This window comes from Novacetimonas pomaceti (assembly GCF_003207955.1).
GTDB lineage: Bacteria > Pseudomonadota > Alphaproteobacteria > Acetobacterales > Acetobacteraceae > Novacetimonas > Novacetimonas pomaceti.
The window spans coordinates 143,970-162,398 of the sequence record NZ_NOXG01000003.1; the positions used below are offsets into that span (position 1 = coordinate 143,970).

The following is an 18,429-nucleotide window of genomic DNA, read 5'->3' on the forward strand; positions in this document are numbered from 1 at the left end:
GTGACCGGTCAGATGGAGAAATATTTCGCGTGGGGATTGAGGATCACCAGCGCGGAGGTCGACTGCTCCGGATGGAGCTGGAACCCGTCCGTCAGCGTCACGCCGATCTTCTCGGCATCCAGCAGCTTCAGAATTGGCTCCTGATCCTCCAGCCGGGGACAGGCGGGATAGCCGAAGGAATAGCGCGAGCCACGATAGCCCTGCTGCAGCAGTTTGTTCATGTCACGCGCATCTTCCGCAGCAAAGCCGAGTTCGGCGCGAATGCGCTTGTGGGTGTATTCGGCCATCGCCTCGGCCATCTCCACCGACAGGCCATGGAGGTAGAGATAGTCCTTGTAACGGTCGGCCTCGAACCACTGGCGCGCGATATCGGACGCCTTCTGCCCCACGGTGACGACCTGCATGCCGATCACGTCGCGCTGCGCGTCATCGATGTCGCGCACGAAATCGGCAATGCACTCCCCATCCTCGCGCGGCTGGCGCGGCAGGGTGAAACGGGCAAGCTGGGTCGTGCCGTCGGTGTCGAAGATGACAAGGTCATTGCCCTCCCCCGCCGCCTTCCAGTAGCCATAGGACGCCTGCGGACGCAGGATGTCGTCCTGCGCGCACATCGCCAGCATGCGGCGCATGACCGGGCGCAGTTCCTGTCGCGCCCATCCCATGAAATCCTCCAGCGAGCGGCCCTGCTTTCGAAATCCCCACTGGAACTGGTACAGCGAACGTTCATTGAGGAACGGCACCACGGCCTCCGGCGTGGCCTCCAGCACGCGCGGCCCCCAGAAGGGCGGGGTCACCGCCGGCTCGTCCCGGGTCAGGCGTTCGCGGCGCGCCCGCGCGGCGGCAATGTCCGGCGGGGCAAAACCACGGTTTTCCGCCTGTTCCGGATCGCGCGGCCTGGCACGCGTCGCCTTGGTGGCGCGGCGGGCCTGAATCGCGGCGAGGTAGGTGTCGAATTCCCCCTTCACCACCCTGTCCATCAGCGACAGCCCGTCGAACGCGTCGCGGGCATAGGCGACGCGCCCGTCCGTGCCATAGGCGGCGGCGCAGTCCTCCTCCACATAATTGCGGGTCAGCGCGGCCCCCCCCAGAAGAACCGGCGTCTCGATCCCCTGCCGGTTCATTTCCTCCAGGTTTTCACGCATGATGACGGTCGATTTCACCAGCAGGCCGGACATGCCGATCGCATCGGCAGCATGTTCGCGCACGGCGGAAATCATGTCCGCCACCGGCACCTTGATGCCCAGGTTGATGACGCGATAGCCATTGTTGGTCAGGATGATGTCCACAAGGTTCTTGCCGATGTCGTGCACGTCGCCCTTGACCGTCGCCAGCACCATGGTGCCGCGCGTCTGGCCTTCCTTGCGCTCCATGTGCGGCTCCAGCCACGCGACGGCGGCCTTCATCGTCTCGGCGGACTGCAGCACGAAGGGCAGCTGCATCTTGCCCGCCCCGAACAGTTCGCCCACCACCTTCATCCCGTCGAGCAGGACGGTATTGATGATGTCCAGCGGCGGCATGTCACGCATCGCCTCGGCCAGGTCATCCTCCAGCCCCTTGCGGTCGCCATCGACGATGCGGTCCTTCAGGCGTTCCGCCGCCGTTTCGGCGCGCACCTTCTTGACCGCGTCGGCGGCCTTGCGGTCGGCGAACAGTTCCAGCATGCGCTGCAGCGGGTCATAGCCTTCGGCGCGGCGGTCGAAGATCAGGTCCTCGGCCACCTTCACCTCTTCCTCGGCAATCAGGTGGAGCGGGCGGATCTTGGAGACATGGACGATCGCCGCCGTCATGCCCGCGCGTACCGCATGGTCAAGGAAAACGGAATTGAGCACCGCGCGCGCCGCCGGGTTCAGCCCGAAGGAAATGTTGGACAGGCCCAGCACGATCTGGATGTCGGGAAATTTCTCGTGGATCAGGCGGATGCCTTCCAGCGTCCACAGCCCCAGCTTGCGATCGTCCTCCACCCCCGTGCCGATGGTGAAGGTCAGCGGGTCGATCATCAGGTCGGACTGCGGCAGGCCATGCTTGTTGCAGGCATAATCCACCAGCCGTTCGGCAATCCGCAGCTTGTCCCCGGCGGTCTTGGCCATGCCGGTTTCGTCAATCGTCAGCGCGATGACCGCGGCACCGAACTTGCGCGCCAGTTTCAGGCGGTCGTTGGCCGCGCCCTCGCCATCCTCGAAATTGATCGAATTGATGATCGGCTTGCCGCCATGCAGCTTCAGCGCGGATTCGATGACCGGGGTTTCGGTGGAATCGATCACCAGCGGCGCATTGACCGACGAGGTGAAGCGGGTGATGACCTCGTCCATCTCGCGCATTTCGTCGCGCCCGACGAAGGCGGTGCAGATATCCAGCGCGTTCGACCCTTCGGCCGCCTGTTCGCGCCCGATGGCGACACAGCCGTCCCAGTCGCCCGCTTCCTGCAGCTGGCGCCATTTCTTCGACCCGTTGGCGTTGCAGCGTTCCCCGATGGAGAAGTAGCTGTTTTCCTGCCGCAGCGGGACCTGCGAATACAGGCTCGCGACCGAGGGAACCCACACGGGCCGGCGTGGCACGGGGGCAGGACGGATGTCGCGTCCCGTCTCACGCGCGCGACGGCGCAGCATCGCGTCAAGCGCCTCGGTATGCGGGGTGGAGGTGCCGCAGCATCCGCCGATCAGGTTCAGCCCGTCCTCGACAATGAAACGTTCGACCCACGTGGCCATGTCCTGCGGCGTCAGGGGATAATGCGTCTTGCCATTGACCAGCTCGGGCAGGCCGGCATTGGGCTGCACCGAAATCATGCCCGGCCAGTTTTCCGACAGCCAGCGCACGTGTTCGGCCATTTCCTGCGGCCCCGTGGCGCAGTTCAGCCCCATGACCGGCACATCGAGCGCATTGATCACGGTTGCCGCCGCCCCGATGTCGGGACCGACCAGCAGCGTGCCGGTGGTTTCCACCGTGACCTGCACGAAAATGGGGGTGTCGGTGCCCAGTTCGGCGCGCGCGATCTTGCCCGCATTGACCGCCGCCTTGATCTGCAGCGTATCCTGGCACGTCTCGATCAGCAGGCAGTCCACGCCACCTTCGATCAGGCCACGGCACTGTTCCGCAAGGCCGGCCTCAAGCGTGTCGTAATCGATATTGCCCAGCGACGGCAGCTTGGTCCCCGGCCCCACGGACCCCACGACATAGCGGTGCCGCCCGTCCGAAAACTGCTCCGCCGCCTCGCGGGCAAGGTGGGCGGCCGTGCGGTTGATTTCACGCGCACGGTCGGCCAGCCCGAATTCGCCCAGCGTAATGGGGGAGCCGCCAAAACTGTTGGTTTCCACCATGTCGGCCCCGGCCTCGAAATAGCCGCGATGGATTTCACGCACCAGTTCGGGCCGCGACAGGTTCAGGATTTCGGTGCAGTTTTCCTGCCCCCAGTAATCACGCTCCACCTCAAGGTCGAGAAGCTGGACACGCGATCCCATTCCGCCATCACACAGCAGAACCTGGTCACGAAGGGCGTCAAGAAGTGGCGGACGAGTGGTCATGGATATCCTGATCTGTCATATGCGCGAAACGCGCAATCGCACCGAAACCGGCCGGCATGCGTGGATGGCACCGGGCCGGGGCATCGCAAACATGTCGGTTCATGCCCACTTATTTCCTTACTCGCACATGCCTGTCCAGTTCCGGCGTGCGGGCATAACGCATTTCGCCGCCATAGGTCGCCACGCAATATGGTGCCATGATGGCCCAGAAGACGACCCGGAGGACCCACGCGCATGCACGAACCCGCGCGACATGATGACGGACGCATCGCCCTGGAACTGTGCGCCCGCGGCACCGCGCCCGTCGCGGACGCGAATGCCGTGCTGGTCACCGTCGGGCAGGACATGAGGGACATTGACGCGCACGCGAAATGGGGTGCTGTCGTGCCATTCACCCCCCTGCCCACCCCCTTTTCCCATGGCGGGGGATGCGCCTGCTGCACCGGGCGCGGCCAGGGACTGGCCGCCCTGCTGGGCGATCTGTTCCGCAGGCGCGCGACGGGCGGCCTTCCGTGGTTCGGACGGGTGGTCGTCATGGCGGACGCGGCGCGCCTGTCCGCGCTGCGGCGGGAAATGACGGCGGACCTTGTGGTGCGCGCCCGCTATCGCATGGAGAATGAAAAGGATTAGGCGTTAAGAAACATTTTGCTTTCTGGACCTAGGTTACAGCCTTCATCTGGCCAAAGTCTTGCAAGCAGGGGATCGCCGTGGGCTATCTGGACCCGAAGACAGATCCCGCCCTTCCCCCACCGGAGGAGACACGTCCCTCGCCCGTTACGATACGGCTGCAGGCGGTGGCGCGGGCGGCGAAATTTCATGGAACCAACCTCGACCCGCGCGATTACCGCGCGGAACCGGGCGAGGATGTTCCCTCCGTCGCGGCCCTTGCCCGCTGGCTTGAGGAAAACGGCCTGGATGCGCGTGGCATGCGCCTGCAATGGGCGACGCTGGTCCACATGCGCGACGTGCCGCCCATCGTGCTGATGTTCGGCGACGGATCGGCCGGGCTGATGGTCGGGGCGGACGATGTTGACGGGGTCGTCTGGCTGATCGATCCGTTCGCCCCCGATGGCGCGCCCCCGGTCGCGGTGGATGAACTGCGCCTGCAGCAGGCATGGACGGGCGATGTCCTGCTGGTGCGCGCCCATGCCGACAGCACCCGGGGCGAACCGCCCATCGACGCCACGTGGCTGTGGAACCTCGTGCGGGGGGAACGTTCCCTTCTGCGCAACATCATCCTGGGTTCGCTGGTCATCAGCGTGCTTGCGATTTTCCCGCCCCTGATCGTCATGCAGGTGATCGACCGGGTGGTGAACTACCATTCGATGGCGACGCTGGTGTCCATTACCGGGCTGCTCGTCGTCATGAGCTTCTATGAAATCGTGCTGACCTATGCGCGGCGGGAACTGACGCTGGTCATCAGCACGCGCCTCGATACCCGGATCTCGCTTGCCGTGTTCGACCGGCTCCTCGCCCTGCCTCTGGAATTCTTCGAGCGCGAGCAGACGGGCAGCGTCATCGGACGCGTTTCCGCCATCTACAAGGTGCGGCAGTTCATGACGGGGCGGCTGCTGTCCACCTTCCTGGACCTGTTCACGCTGGTGGTGGTCATGCCGCTGCTGTTCTGGCTCAGCCCGGCGCTGGCATGGATGACGATCGCGGCGGCGGGCGCGATCGGGCTGGTCGTCGTGATCGGCATGGCCCCGATGGGGCGGCTGCTGACGCGCCAGATCAACGCGGAGATGACGCGCAGTTCCACCATGTATGAAACGGTGGCGGGCATCCGCACCATCAAGACGCTGGCGCTGGAGCCCACCCGCCGCCACCTGTGGGACGAACGCACCGCCGAGGTGGTGCGCGCCACCCTGGCATCGGGACGGATGAGCAACTGGATCAGCATGATGGTGATGCCGCTGGACATGTTCATCAATCGCGGCGTCATCCTGATCGGGGCCTATCTCGCGATCACCTCGACTTCCTCGGGGCTGGAGGCGGGCGCGCTGATGGCGTTCACCATGCTGGGCGGGCGCGTGGCCGCCCCGCTGGTGGGCATGGCGCGCCTGATCGATGACATCAACGATGTCCGTGCCTCGCTGGGGGAGGCAGGGTCCGTCCTGAACCGCCCGACCGAAACGCAGGCCCTGACATCGGGCATGCGGCCCCCGATCCACGGCGCGCTGTCATTCGTCGATGTTTCCTTCACCTATCCCGGCGCGCCGTCGCCCGCCCTGTCGGACATCACGTTCGATGTCCCGGCCGGCACCATGCTGGGGCTGGTCGGGCGCAGCGGATCGGGCAAGTCGACGATCACCCGCCTGCTTCAGGGGGTCAGCCGTTCCTACACCGGTTTCCTGCGGCTTGACGGCATCGACCTGCGTGAAATCAACCTGACATACCTGCGCCGTTCCTGCGGCGTGGTGCTGCAGGACAATTTCCTGTTCCGTGGCACCATCCGCGACAACATCGTCGCAGGACGCCCCGGCCTGACGATGGAGGCAGTGGTCCGCGCCGCCCGCCTTGCCGGCGCGGAAGAGTTCATCGAACGCATGCCCGCAGGCTATGAAACATGGATCGAGGAAGGTTCGACCAACATTTCCGGCGGCCAGCGCCAGCGCCTGGCCATCGCGCGCGCGGTGATTTCCGACCCGCGCCTGATGATCCTCGACGAAGCCACCTCCGCCCTTGATCCCGAAAGCGAGGCACTGGTCAACGCCAACCTCCAGCGCCTCGCGCACGGGCGCACGATGGTCATCGTCTCGCACCGGCTGTCGTCACTGGTGGAATGCGACCAGATCTGCGTGATGGATCATGGGCACGTGGTCGATATCGCCCCGCACGCGATCCTGCTGGAACGCTGCGAAATCTATCGCACGCTGTGGACGCAGCAGAACCGCCACCCGTCCACCCCCGATAATCCCGACGCGCCGGCCGACGGCATGCTGACATCGAGCGAGGAGCCCGGGGCATGAGCGAGCGCGACATGAACTCCCACGATGAGTCCCACGATCATGATGGCGGCAACGGCGCCAACCCGTCCGGCGAGGCGGGCGGGAACGCGCGGCGCCAGCTTGCCCGCCTGCTTCCCGCCGCTGACGGGGCGCAAACGCCCGCGCCCATGCCGCCCGGCCTGCTGGAATTCTATTCCCCCAGCGCGGCGCTCATCGACATGCCGCCACAGGACGCGGCGCTGTATGTCACGTGGGTGATCGGCGGGCTTGCCCTGGCGGGGCTGCTTGTCATGATCTTTCTGCCGCTGGACCGGGTGGTGACGACGAACGGGAGGCTGGTCGCGGCCGATGGCACCATCGTGGTGCAGCCGCTGGAGACATCGATCATCCGGTCGATCAACGTGCATGAGGGCGACATCGTCCACAAGGGCGACATCCTGGCGCAGCTCGACCCCACGATCAGCGACGCCGACGTGGAGAACATGCGCAGGCAGGCCGCCGCCTACCGCGCGGAAATCGCCCGCCTGACGGCGGAGGCCGCGGGCCATGACTACGCGCCCGACATGTCCGATCCCGCCTCGGTGCAGGAAGCGGCGGATTTCATGCGGCGCAAATCCGAATATTCCGCCAAGGTCGCCAATTACGACCGCCAGATCGCGGGCCTGCAGAGCGACCTGCAGGGATATGAGGCCAGCACGGCCATGTATGCCGCCCGTGCGAAGGTCGCCACCGACGTGCGCGACATGCGCGTGCGCCTGCAGCACGAACAGGTCGGCAGCCGCCTGTCCACCCTCGCCTCCCAGGACAGCCTGATGGAAATCGTGCGATCCCAGATCACCGCGCGTCACGACGCCGACGCGACACGCGCGCGGCTGGACGCGATGAAGGCGCAGCGCGACGGCTATATCGGCAACTGGCAGGCGACGGTGTACCAGGACCTCAGCGCGGCGCAGCATCACCTTGCCGACGCCGACAGCAGTTACCGCAAGGCGCTCCTGCATCATACGCTGGTACAGATGCGCGCGCCCCAGGACGCCGTGGTACTGAGCATCGCGCGCCTGTCCACCGGATCGGTGCTTCAGGTGGCCTCCCCCCTCATGACGCTCATCCCCGTCGATGGCCGGCTGGAGGTGGAGGCGATGATGCGCGGGCTGGATGTCGGCTATGTCCGTCCGGGCGACAGGGCGCTGCTGAAGTTCGCGGCCTTTCCCTACACCCAGTATGGCGGCGCGGATGCAACCGTGCGCGTCATCAGCGCGGATTCCTTTGCCGAAGGCAATGGCGGCAATAACGGCGGCATGCTGGCGCAGCAGGGCGCCAGCGCCTCGGGCGATCCGCAGTCGGCCTATTACCGGGTGCGGCTGGTGATCGACCGTTATACCCTGCATGGGGTGCCGTCCTTCTTCCACCCGCAGCCCGGCATGCCGGTCGAGGCGGATATCCATGTCGGACGGCGGACCATGATGCAGTACCTGCTCAACCGCCTGATCCCGGCGATGACAGATGGCATGCGCGAACCCTGATCCGCTGACACCATGAAAATCTCACGCCTTTTCGACCGCTTTTTCACGGGCATCGCGCCAGAGGCCGCCTATGCCCGCGCCTGCCACCTGCTGGAACGCGGCGAACACGCGCGCGGGTTCGCCATGCTGGGACAGATGGCGCGCGATGGCATGCCGCAGGCGCAGTTCCGCGTGGCCCAGGCCTATCTGGATGGCACGGGGACACCGCTGAGCATATCAGAAGGCGCGCGATGGCTGCGACACGCGGCCGAAGCGGGACATGCGCAGTCATGCTTCACCCTTGGCGTGCTGATGCTGCTGGACATTCCCTGCATCGACGACCCGGCGGCGGCGGTCCTGCCCGGATCGTGCGGGCCGGATGCCGCCGCCCCGCACGATCCCGTCGCGGCCACGCGATGGGTGGGACGCGCGGCGGAAGCAGGGCTGGTGGAGGCACAGGCGCTGTATGGCTACCTGCTGGCCAACGGCCCCGAAGAGGTGCGCGACGACGCGGCGGCCCGTCACTGGAGCACCATTGCCGCCGGGGCGGGATGCGCGCAGGGGTATCTGGGGCTGGGCCTTGCCCGGCTGGAAACGGACACGGCCGCCGCGATATCCGCCCTGCGCCACGCGGCGCAGGAAGGACTGGGCAGCGCGTGCTACGTGCTGGGAATGCTGCACGAAAGCGGGCGCGGCGGGGAGGTCGACCTCGGGGCGGCGGCGCGGATGTATGCCCTCGCCGCCGAACAGGACATCCGCCCTGCCTGCGCGCGTTATGGCATGGCGCTGCTGCGCGGGCGCGGGGTGGCCCGCGACATCATGCGCGCCGAGACATGGCTGCGCCGCGCGGGACTGCGGGGGGATCTGGAGGCCGCCCTCGTCGTGGGGGACCTGCATGCCCGGGGCCTTGCCGAAATGGCGAGCGACCACGAAGCCGTGTCATGGTACCGGCGCGCGGCAATGGGGGGGCATGCCGATGGCTGCCGCATGATGGCGCTGATGTGCATGGCGGGGCGGGGCATCCCCGCGCCCGACCCGCATGCTGCGGCACACTGGCTGCGGCAGGCCGCGGCATGCGGCGATGACGCGGCGCTGACCGACCTTGCCGCCATACTGGACCGTAACGCGGAACACCCCGCCCCTGATGCCGATGCACGGGCCGGAACGGAACAGCGCACCCTGGCGGACGGGTTCGCCCGGGCCGCCCGCAATGGCGATCCCGTCGGCGCGTTCAATTACGCCAAATGCCTTCTCGACGGGTTTGGCCGCGCCCCCGATCCCGCGCAGGCCGCGCGGTGGATGCACGAGGCGGCGCGGGCGGGGGTCGTCAACGCGCAGTACTGGTATGGGCGCATGCTGCTGCGGGGACAGGGTGTCACCGCCGATCCCGCCATGGCGCGGCAGTGGATTGATGATGCCGCGAGAAGCGGAATGGCGGACGCGCAGGTCGCGGCGGCCCAGATGCGGATAACCGGGGTGGGCGGAACACGCGATCATGCGGGTGCCCTGTCGCTCTATCACCTCGCGGCGGATCAGGACCATGTGGATGCGATGTTTTCCCTTGGCGCGATGTATGGCGGCGGCCATGAGGTCCCACCCGACCGGCGGCAGGCGCAGCAATGGTTTGAAAAGGCCGCGGGACGGGGCAACGCGCTGGCGCAGCTGATGATGGGACGCTATCTCGGCCGGGGGCTGGCTGGCGTGACCGATATCGCGGCGGCGCGCAACTGGCTGCGCCGGGCACAGGCGCAGGGCGTGGCGCAGGCCGGCGAAGAACTCGGCCGCCTGCCGCCGATGGCCCCCGCCGCGGCGGAAGGCATGCATGCCGCCACATGATCCCCCCGCCATTACGGAAGGGGACGCACATGCCGCCCTGCGCCATGCCCAGGACCTGATCGCGCGCGCGCAGGACGCGACCGCACAGCCATGGCTGGAACGGGCATGGCGGCTGGCGCCACATGACGCGGACATCCAGTTCGCGCTGGCGATGGGCCGGATGGGCACCGGCGACCATGAAGGGGCCATCGACCTGCTGGCGCCATTGACCCGGCGCCACGATTTCCGCGAAGGCTGGACGCTGCTTGCCCTGGCGCATATCGCCCTTGCACGGTGGGAAGACGCGCGCGACGCCACGGCCCACGTCCTGTCCCGCCATGGCTTCGACCCCGCCATTGCCAACTGCGCCATGCAGGTCTGCCGTGCGCTGGACCTGCCCGGTTGGGTGGGGATGACGGGCGATGGCGTCCTGCACTGGGGGGGGCTTCGCGCCGGGACCCGGCCACGCGTCCTTGTGGGGAAACGGGCGCTGGACCTGCGCCGTCATCGCCTGACGGACACGACATCCGCCCTGCCGCCTGCCGCGCGACGGGCCGGAACCCTTACGGTCACGGACGCGCACGGCAATGCCCTGCTGGGCAGTCCCCTGCAACCGGCCCTCATCTGCCGCACCGTCGGGGCCGTCCGCCTTGACGACAGCGGGATCGAGGGATGGGCATGGCACCCCGCCGACCCACGGCATGAACCGCGCATCTTCGTCCGCGACGCGCATGCGCGCCTGATCCTGCCCCCCATCAGGGCGACGCAACAGCCGTTTTCCTGTCCCGGCCTGCCGCCACTGGCGCGGCCATGCCGCTTTCACATCCCACGCGCCCGCCTGCCCTCGACCGGCGCCATTCACGTGCGGACATCCGACGGGCGTGACCTTGCAGGCAGTCCGCTTCCACTCGGCCCGCTGCCCGCACCACACGCGGCAGGCACGATGCGCGCGGGGCGGCCGCGGCGTCGCATCCCGCAACGCAGCGGGACCATCCATGTCATCATTGCGGTTTATGGCGGTCGCGACCTGACGCTTGCATGTATCGAAAGCATCCTTCGCGCGGCACCACCCGCCAAAGCTGGTCCGGCAATGTCGGTCGTGGTGGTGGATGACGCGACCCCCGATCCCCTGCTGGCGGGTGATCTGGACCATCTGGCGCGAAAGGGCACGATCACGCTGCTGCGCCACGCGACGAACATGGGCTTCCCCCATGCGGTCAATACGGGACTGGAACATGCGGGGGACGGCGATGTCGTACTGCTCAACAGCGACACGCTTGTCGCGCCGGGATGGCTGGAGGAACTGGCGGACGTGGCCTATGGCCGGCCCGACACCGGCACGGTCACGCCCCTGTCCAACGATGCCACCATCCTGACATGGCCCGACCCGCACGCGCATGACAGCGCCGCGTCGCCCCCGGATGCGCGGCGGGTGCGCATGCTGATGGACGCGGCCCACACCGCAAATGCCGGGCGGGCGGTGGATATCCCGACCGCGCACGGTTTTTGCATGTTCATCCGCCATGACTGCCTGAAACGTACCGGAAGGCTGCGCACCGACCTGTTCGCGCAGGGATATGGGGAGGAGAATGATTTCTGCATGCGGGCCACCCGCCTGGGATGGCGGCACGTGGCCGCCCCCGGCGCGTTTGTCGGACATGTAGGGGGCGCATCGTTCGGGCTGGCGCGCCATACGCTGACGCGGCGCAACCTGTGGATGATCAACCGGCTTTATCCCGGTTATGACGCGTTGATCGCAGATCATGTAACGCGCGATCCGCTCGCCGCCGCGCGACGGCGCATGGGGATCGTGCTCTGGCGGGGCACGGCGCGCGCGCAGGGGCCTTCACGCGCGGTCCTCCTTGCCACCCATGCCATGACCGGCGGGGTGGAGCGCGTGATCACGCAGCGTGCGCGCATGTGGCGGACGCGCGGGGTGCGTCCGCTGATCCTGCGTCCCGCCCGCACGGGCACGGGATTCCGGATCGAGGACGGCGATCCTGATGGCACGGAGGCGGGGCTGCCGCCACTGGAATTCCAGTGGCCCGTGGAGCGCGGGGCGCTGGTGGCGTTCCTGCGCGCGGAGGGTGCGCGGGACATGGAATGGCACCATGCGCTGGGTCATGGGACGCGCCTGCGCGAACTGTGCGGCGCACTTGGCATCGCTTACGACATGTTCGTGCACGATTACGCCGGGATATGCCCGCGCATCGCGCTGGTCGGGCCATCAGGCCGGTATTGCGGCGAACCCGGCCCGGATGCCTGCGTCACCTGTGTTGCGACACTGGGTAGCCTGCTGGACCATGATGACACGACCGTAACAGGGCTGCGCCAGCGTTTCGGGAACGACATGGCGGCGGCGCGGCAGGTCATGGCGCCCTCGTCCGACGTGACGGGCCGGCTGGCGCGATATTTCCCCCATCAGAAGATGCATGTCCACCCGCCCGAGGACGACCGTCCCGCGCTTTCCCTGCGCAACCTGGTCGCGACCACGCCCCTGCCGCCCGGCATTCACGTCCCGCCCCGCCCGCGCACGCACCGGGTCCGGATACTGGTGGCCGGGGCGATCGGCCCCGAAAAGGGGTTCGACATCATTCGCGACGCCGCGCGCGACGCACAGGCGCACGACCTGCCGGTGGAATATGTCATCGCGGGATACAGCAGCGATGACGCGGAACTGCTGCGCACGGGCCATGTGTTCATCACCGGGCGTTACGATGACGCTGACGCGCTGGCGCTTGTCCGCGCGCAGCAGGCGGATGTGGGGTTCGTCCCGTCCGTCTGCCCCGAGACATGGTGCTTTACGCTGGGGCTGATCTGGCGGGCGGGGCTGGCCTGCGTGTCGTTCGACCTCGGGGCCGTGGCACGACGCATCCAGGCCACGCAACGCGGCGTCACCGTGCCGCTGTCGATGGGCGTTCACCAATTGAACATGTTTTTCATGTCTTATGCCCCGGTCACGCCCCCGTCCCGACCGGCGGACGTGGCCGCACGAGTACGAGACGCGACACAGCCAAGAGGGGAAATCCGGCCTTGATCCGTAATGCGGCATATGCCCGACCTTCGACATGCCCCATGGGCGGCAGCCCCGCCCCGCACCCCCGCCAGCGGGACCTCCACGCATGAGCGGACAGGCGGAGCGGATCGTCAATGTCGGCGTCGCGGCGCACCTGATGCTGCTGGAGCCCGGGACATTCTGCGTCTTTCACGCCCCCGGGCCCGCGCATCGGAAAACCGACGGCGGGACGGGCCTGTCGGGGGTGCGCGTTACGCGCGCGCCATCCGATCCCGACGCCGCCGTAATGATCCGCGCCCTTGATGACGATGGCTGGCTGGGTCCCGATCGCGGCGCGGCGCTGATCCGGGTGGACGGACGGCCGGCACGCGTGCTGGTCACGACCTATCACGATCCCGCCCGCCCAGAAACGCGGCCCAACCTGCAGGTCGCGCGGCTGTACGCACCGGCGAAACCGGCCGCCCCTTCCTTTCCCCCCTCCGCGCAGGTGCCCCCGGCCGCAACCGCCGCCATCACCCCGGCCCCCGCCGTCGGTGGCGTGATCGCCCATATCCAGCGCCGTGGCGACGTGCGCGTGCCCTGTGGCGCATGGATGGGCAAGGTCGGCAGCCGGGCATGGATCGAGGGATTTTCCATCCTGCCCGATGACACGATCCCCGCGAACGAGATCGAATATCAGGCTGTTCTGGGTCAGGGATGGTTTTCCCCATGGGTGGAAGGTGGTTCGTATTGCGGCAGTCGTGGCATGGCGCTGCCGCTGCTGGGGCTGCGGGTACACCTGCGGGGGGAAGCAGCGGAAAAATTCACCTGCCGCCTGACCGCCACCTTCGTCGATGGCAGCCGCGTGGGGCCGGTGGAAGACATCGCCGCCATGTCCGATGACCTCGCGCCGCTGGAAGCCTTCATGGTGGAGATCACGCCGCGCGCGCCACAGCCGGAAGACGCGGGCAAGGCCGTCGCGGACACGCGCGAGGTGCTGGAACTGCTGGATGCCACGGACACCCCCGCCACGGAGACGGGGCCGGTGGCCGAACGCCCACGCAGTACCCGTCGCAAGAAGCCCCCGGCGAAGGCGGCGGCATCAGGCCCCGCGCCGGTCGAGACGCCACCCCGCGCCAGCGATGCCGGGATGCCCCCACGCAAGACAGCCGCCGCGAAGGACGGCACGCGCAAACGGAATGCCCGCAAGAACGCCACGACCGAAACGGACCCCGCGTCCCTTACGCCCGATGAAATCCATCCCGGCCGTGGCCGCAAGGCCCCCGGGTCGCGGGTGGCGCTGCTCAAGGCCCGCAGGAAGGCCACCGCCCGACGCCGGGACTGAAGGCAGCGTCATGCCGTTCCATCAGGCGCCGACAGGTCCATGCCCTCGCCGCGCGGGGGCATGGGCCATCCCATGTGCCATCGGGGGGCGCGACAGGTGAAATACCTGTTCGTTCACCAGAATTTCCCCGGGCAGTTCCTTCACCTGCTGCGCCACCTCCACGCGCAGGGCGGCAACGAAATTGTCTTCGTCAGCGAAACGGGACACGGCGCGATGCCGGGCGTGCGACGCGTGGGATACCGCATGCCCCCGGCCGTGCCCATTGGCGGGCCGCCCCCCGTGGGGGAAATCGCCCGCGCGACGGAACGCGCGTCACACGTGGCGCGGGCCGCGCGCGCGCTGCGGGATCTGGGGTTCACGCCCGATATCATCATCGGCCATCATGGATGGGGCGAACTGCTGGATCTGGGCGATGTCTATCCGGACGTGCCGATGCTGGGATATTTCGAATTCTTCTACCATCCCAGCGGGCTGGATGTCGGATTCGACCCCGAATTCCCCTTTTCCCCCACATCCGCGCCGATGGTGCGGCTTCGCAATACCCTCAACCTGCAGGCGCTTGCGCTGCCGGGGTGGGGACATTCCCCCACGCGTTTCCAGCGCGATACCTATCCCCCATGGGCGCGCGAACGCATCACCCTGCTGCGTGAAGGGGTGGACCTGACCCGCTGCCGTCCCGATCCGCGGGTCATGGGACGTCCGTTCACGCTGGGCGATATCCATATCTCCCCGGACGAAAAACTGGTGACGTACGTGGCGCGCGACCTTGAACCCTATCGCGGGTTTCACGTCTTCATGCGCGCCCTGCCCCATATCCTGGCCGGCCGGCCCGACGCGCGGGTGATCGTGGTGGGCGGCGATGGCGTCAGTTATGGCACGCCACCCGCCCATGGCTGCTGGCGCGAGCACATGCTTGGGGAACTGGGAACATGGATCGATCCCGCCCGTGTCCATTTCGCCGGACGGTTGCCGTATGACCTGTTCCGCGCCCTGCTCCAGCGATCGGACGCGCATGTCTATCTGACATATCCGTTCGTGGTGTCATGGTCCCTGCGCGAGGCCATGGCGTGCGGGTGCGCCATTGTCGGCAGCGATACCCCGCCAGTGACGGAATTCCTCAGGGACGGGAAGACCGGTCGCCTTGTCCCCTTCCTTGAACCCCGGCGCATCGCGCAGGGCGTCCTGGAACTGCTGGAGGATCACAGGCTGGCGCGGCGGCTGCGCGCCAATGTCCGCGCGCAGGCCGTGCGCACGCTGGACATGGGGGATTACATGACGCGCTACATGACGCTGGTGGCGCGCCTGACCGGACGGGAAATACGCGCGCGCGACACGGGCCGCGACATGGGCTGAGCCATGGCGCGCGCGAACGGATGGGCCACGGGGCAGCGCGGGACATGCCGCGCCACCCCGTGCGGCCTCATTTCTTCTTGACGGCTTCGATGGAGTCCATGATGGCCTTGCCGGCTTCTTCCTTGCCGGCCCATCCGGACACCTTCACCCACTTGCCCTTTTCAAGGTCCTTGTAGCGGGTGAAGAAATGCTCGATCTCCTTCAGGGTGATCTCGGGCAGGTCCTCGAGCTTCTCGACCTTGGAATAGTACGGATGCACCTTGTCGTGGGGGACGCAGACGATCTTTTCGTCCTGGCCGCTTTCGTCTTCCATCTTCAGCATGCCGATGGGACGCGCGCGCACGACGCAGCCGGGAACCACGGCGGCGGGCAGCAGCACCAGCGCATCGGTCGGGTCGCCATCAGCGGCCAGCGTGTTGGGGATGAAACCATATGCCGCGGGATACACCATGGGCGTGAACAGGATACGGTCCACGACAATCGCACCGCTGTCCTTGTCGATTTCGTATTTCACGCCGGATCCCTGCGGGATCTCGATGACAACGTTGATGTCGTTGGGCACGTCCTTGCCCGGGGAAATCTTGGATACGTCCACTTTATGGCTCCTGCCATGCAAAGGATTGTTCTGTTACACTCAACACCCACGCGCGCGGCGGGGATATCGTCCCCGCTGCCGCGCGCGTCCTGCCCTGCCCGATACCGTCAATACGGCCCTCCGGACATGAGGCAGATCATGGAGGTTACACATATGTCATCTTGGCCGTGAGGGGGGCGGGCATGAAAAAAGATGTAAATTCGGCATAACCGATGTTCGTGGCATCTTGCAAAAAGATCGCACATGCGCGAATCAGGGCCTGCCTGCGCGCCCGTAGCTCAATTGGTTAGAGCGGGCCGCTCATAACGGCTTGGTTGCGGGTTCAAGTCCTGCCGGGCGCAGGCCCATGTTGCACGAACGCGGCCCTTTGCCGTAGGGGCCATCAACCATGTTCCTTGCACATTCCTATATCCTTCAGCTTTCGGGAGCCTGACCGTCATGGCCGCCACGCAATATGTCTATGTGATGAAGGACCTGACCAAGGCGTATCCGGGTGGGCGCGAGGTCTTCAAGGGCATCACCCTGTCCTTCCTGCCCGGCGCCAAGATCGGCGTCCTTGGTGTCAACGGCGCGGGCAAGTCCACGCTGCTGAAAATCATGGCGGGCATCGAAAAGGAATTCGGTGGCGAGGCCTGGGCCGCCGAGGGCGCGACCATCGGCTACCTCGAGCAGGAGCCCAAGCTCGACGAGAAGCTGACGGTGGGCGAGAACGTCGCCCAGGGCTTCGGGGAGCTGAAAAAGGCGGTCGACCGCTTCAACGAGATTTCGATGAAGTTCGCCGAGCCCATGTCCGACGAGGAGATGAACGCCCTGCTCGCCGAACAGGCGGAACTGCAGGAAGTCATCGACGCGGGCGACGGGTGGGAACTCGACCGCAAGCTTGAAATCGCGCTCGAGGCGCTGCGCTGCCCGCCGGCGGACAGCCCGGTGGACAAGCTGTCGGGCGGTGAACGCCGCCGCGTCGCGCTGTGCCGCCTGCTGCTGGAAAAGCCGGACCTGCTGCTGCTTGACGAACCGACCAACCACCTTGATGCCGAAAGCGTCTCGTGGCTGGAAAAGACCCTGCGCGATTACGAAGGCACCGTCATGGTCATCACCCATGACCGTTACTTCCTCGACAACGTGACCAACTGGATCCTCGAAATCGAACGCGGCCGTGGCTATCCGTTCGAGGGCAACTATTCCTCGTGGCTGACGCAGAAGCGCAAGCGCCTGGCGCAGGAAGAAAAAGAGGAAAGCGCGCGCCAGCGCGCCCTGGCCGCCGAACAGGAATGGATCGGATCCTCCCCCAAGGCCCGGCAGGCGAAAAGCAAGTCGCGTATCGCGCGGTACGAGGAAATGCTGGCCCAGAGCGGGGAGAAGGCAAATGGCGTCGCCGACATCGTCATCCCGCCCGGCCCGCGCCTGGGCAGCACGGTGATCGAGGCGGAGCACCTGCGCAAGGGCTTTGGCAACCGCCTGCTGATCGACGACCTCAACTTCAAGCTGCCGCCGGGGGGCATCGTGGGCGTGATCGGGCCGAACGGCGCGGGCAAGTCCACGCTGTTCAAGATGATCATGGGCCAGGAACAGCCCGATGGCGGCGAACTGAAGATCGGCGATACGGTCAAGCTGGGCTATGTCGATCAGTCGCGCTTCAGCCTCGATGACAACAAGACCGTGTGGGAAGAGATTTCCGGCGGCACGGATGTCATCTATCTGGGCAAGCGCGCGGTGCCGTCACGCGCCTATGTCGGGGCCTTCAACTTCAAGGGGCCGGACCAGCAGAAGAAGGTCGGCGTTCTGTCGGGGGGCGAGCGCAACCGCGTCCACCTTGCCAAGATGCTGCGGCAGGAAAGCAACGTCATCCTGCTTGACGAACCGACCAACGACCTTGACGTCGATACGCTGCGCGCGCTTGAGGAAGCACTGGCGGAATTCGCGGGCTGTGCTGTCATCATCAGCCATGACCGCTGGTTCCTCGACCGTCTTGCGACCCATATCCTCGCCTTTGAGGGCGACAGCCATGTCGAATGGTTCGAAGGCAACTTCCAGGCCTATGAAGAGGACAAGCGCCGCCGCCTCGGGCCGGACGCCACCGAACCGGGCCGCATCAAGTACCGCCCGATCGAACGCTGATCGCCTGCGCGGCAGGGGCGACATGCCCCTGTCGCGGGCGTCCCCTGCACGTTACCGACAGGGGGAAACGATCAGAGACCGTCTGGCAACAGACTGCTGATAAAAATTAAAAGTTTTTGGGTGTCGCCTTTTTTCAAAAAGGCGACGTCTTACGAAGCTTTTTGAAAAAAGCTTCACCAAAAACTTTTATGATTTCAGGATGTTATTGGATTACCCTGTTCCAAACGGCTTCCCCTCGGG

The 18,429-nt window shown here is 66.5% G+C and carries 10 protein-coding genes and 1 tRNA gene; 9 read left to right on the forward strand and 2 right to left on the reverse strand.

Annotated elements, in window-relative coordinates; genetic code table 11:
- Positions 1-8: 8 nt before the first annotated feature.
- Positions 9-3,518 (reverse strand): methionine synthase, encoded by a 3,510-nt coding sequence (gene metH / locus CFR71_RS05055; protein ID WP_110527998.1) that lies wholly within the window; start codon positions 3,516-3,518, stop codon positions 9-11.
- Between the two features lie 234 nt (positions 3,519-3,752).
- Between metH and CFR71_RS05060 the strand changes: the two genes are divergently transcribed.
- The 7 genes from CFR71_RS05060 to CFR71_RS05090 all read left to right on the forward strand — a co-directional run bounded on the left by CFR71_RS05060 (position 3,753) and on the right by CFR71_RS05090 (position 15,476).
- Complete coding sequence (locus tag CFR71_RS05060) at positions 3,753-4,148, forward strand: hypothetical protein (protein WP_110528001.1); 396 nt, start codon at positions 3,753-3,755, stop codon at positions 4,146-4,148.
- 77 nt (positions 4,149-4,225) lie between these two features.
- Positions 4,226-6,487, forward strand: coding sequence for a peptidase domain-containing ABC transporter (locus CFR71_RS05065; protein ID WP_110528004.1), 2,262 nt, complete (start codon positions 4,226-4,228; stop codon positions 6,485-6,487).
- Positions 6,484-7,989, forward strand: a complete 1,506-nt coding sequence (locus CFR71_RS05070; protein WP_110528007.1) for an HlyD family type I secretion periplasmic adaptor subunit — start codon at positions 6,484-6,486, stop codon at positions 7,987-7,989. The genes CFR71_RS05065 and CFR71_RS05070 overlap by 4 nt, the downstream gene beginning before the upstream one ends.
- Positions 7,990-8,001: 12 nt before the next feature.
- The gene (locus CFR71_RS05075) at positions 8,002-9,804 is read left to right on the forward strand and encodes a tetratricopeptide repeat protein (protein WP_110528010.1); all 1,803 of its coding nucleotides are present in this window, start codon (positions 8,002-8,004) and stop codon (positions 9,802-9,804) included.
- On the forward strand, positions 9,791-12,820 hold the full coding sequence (locus CFR71_RS05080) for a glycosyltransferase (protein WP_110528013.1): 3,030 nt from the start codon (positions 9,791-9,793) through the stop codon (positions 12,818-12,820). Before CFR71_RS05075 ends, CFR71_RS05080 begins: the two co-directional genes overlap by 14 nt.
- 85 nt (positions 12,821-12,905) lie before the next feature.
- On the forward strand, positions 12,906-14,123 hold the full coding sequence (locus tag CFR71_RS05085; protein WP_110528016.1) for a hypothetical protein: 1,218 nt from the start codon (positions 12,906-12,908) through the stop codon (positions 14,121-14,123).
- Between the two features lie 96 nt (positions 14,124-14,219).
- Entirely contained in the window at positions 14,220-15,476 is a 1,257-nt protein-coding gene (locus tag CFR71_RS05090) for a glycosyltransferase family 4 protein (RefSeq protein WP_110528522.1), read from the forward strand.
- Positions 15,477-15,543: 67 nt separating this feature from the next.
- Here CFR71_RS05090 and ppa read toward each other — a convergent pair whose 3' ends face one another.
- Positions 15,544-16,071: an inorganic diphosphatase gene (gene ppa / locus CFR71_RS05095; protein ID WP_110528018.1), complete on the reverse strand. Its 528-nt coding sequence runs from the start codon at positions 16,069-16,071 to the stop codon at positions 15,544-15,546.
- 267 nt (positions 16,072-16,338) lie between these two features.
- Here ppa and CFR71_RS05100 point away from each other — a divergent pair.
- Positions 16,339-16,412: transfer RNA gene (locus tag CFR71_RS05100), tRNA-Ile, on the forward strand.
- 97 nt (positions 16,413-16,509) lie between these two features.
- Positions 16,510-18,189, forward strand: a complete 1,680-nt coding sequence (gene ettA, locus CFR71_RS05105; RefSeq protein WP_110528022.1) for an energy-dependent translational throttle protein EttA — start codon at positions 16,510-16,512, stop codon at positions 18,187-18,189.
- Positions 18,190-18,429: the final 240 nt, after the last annotated feature.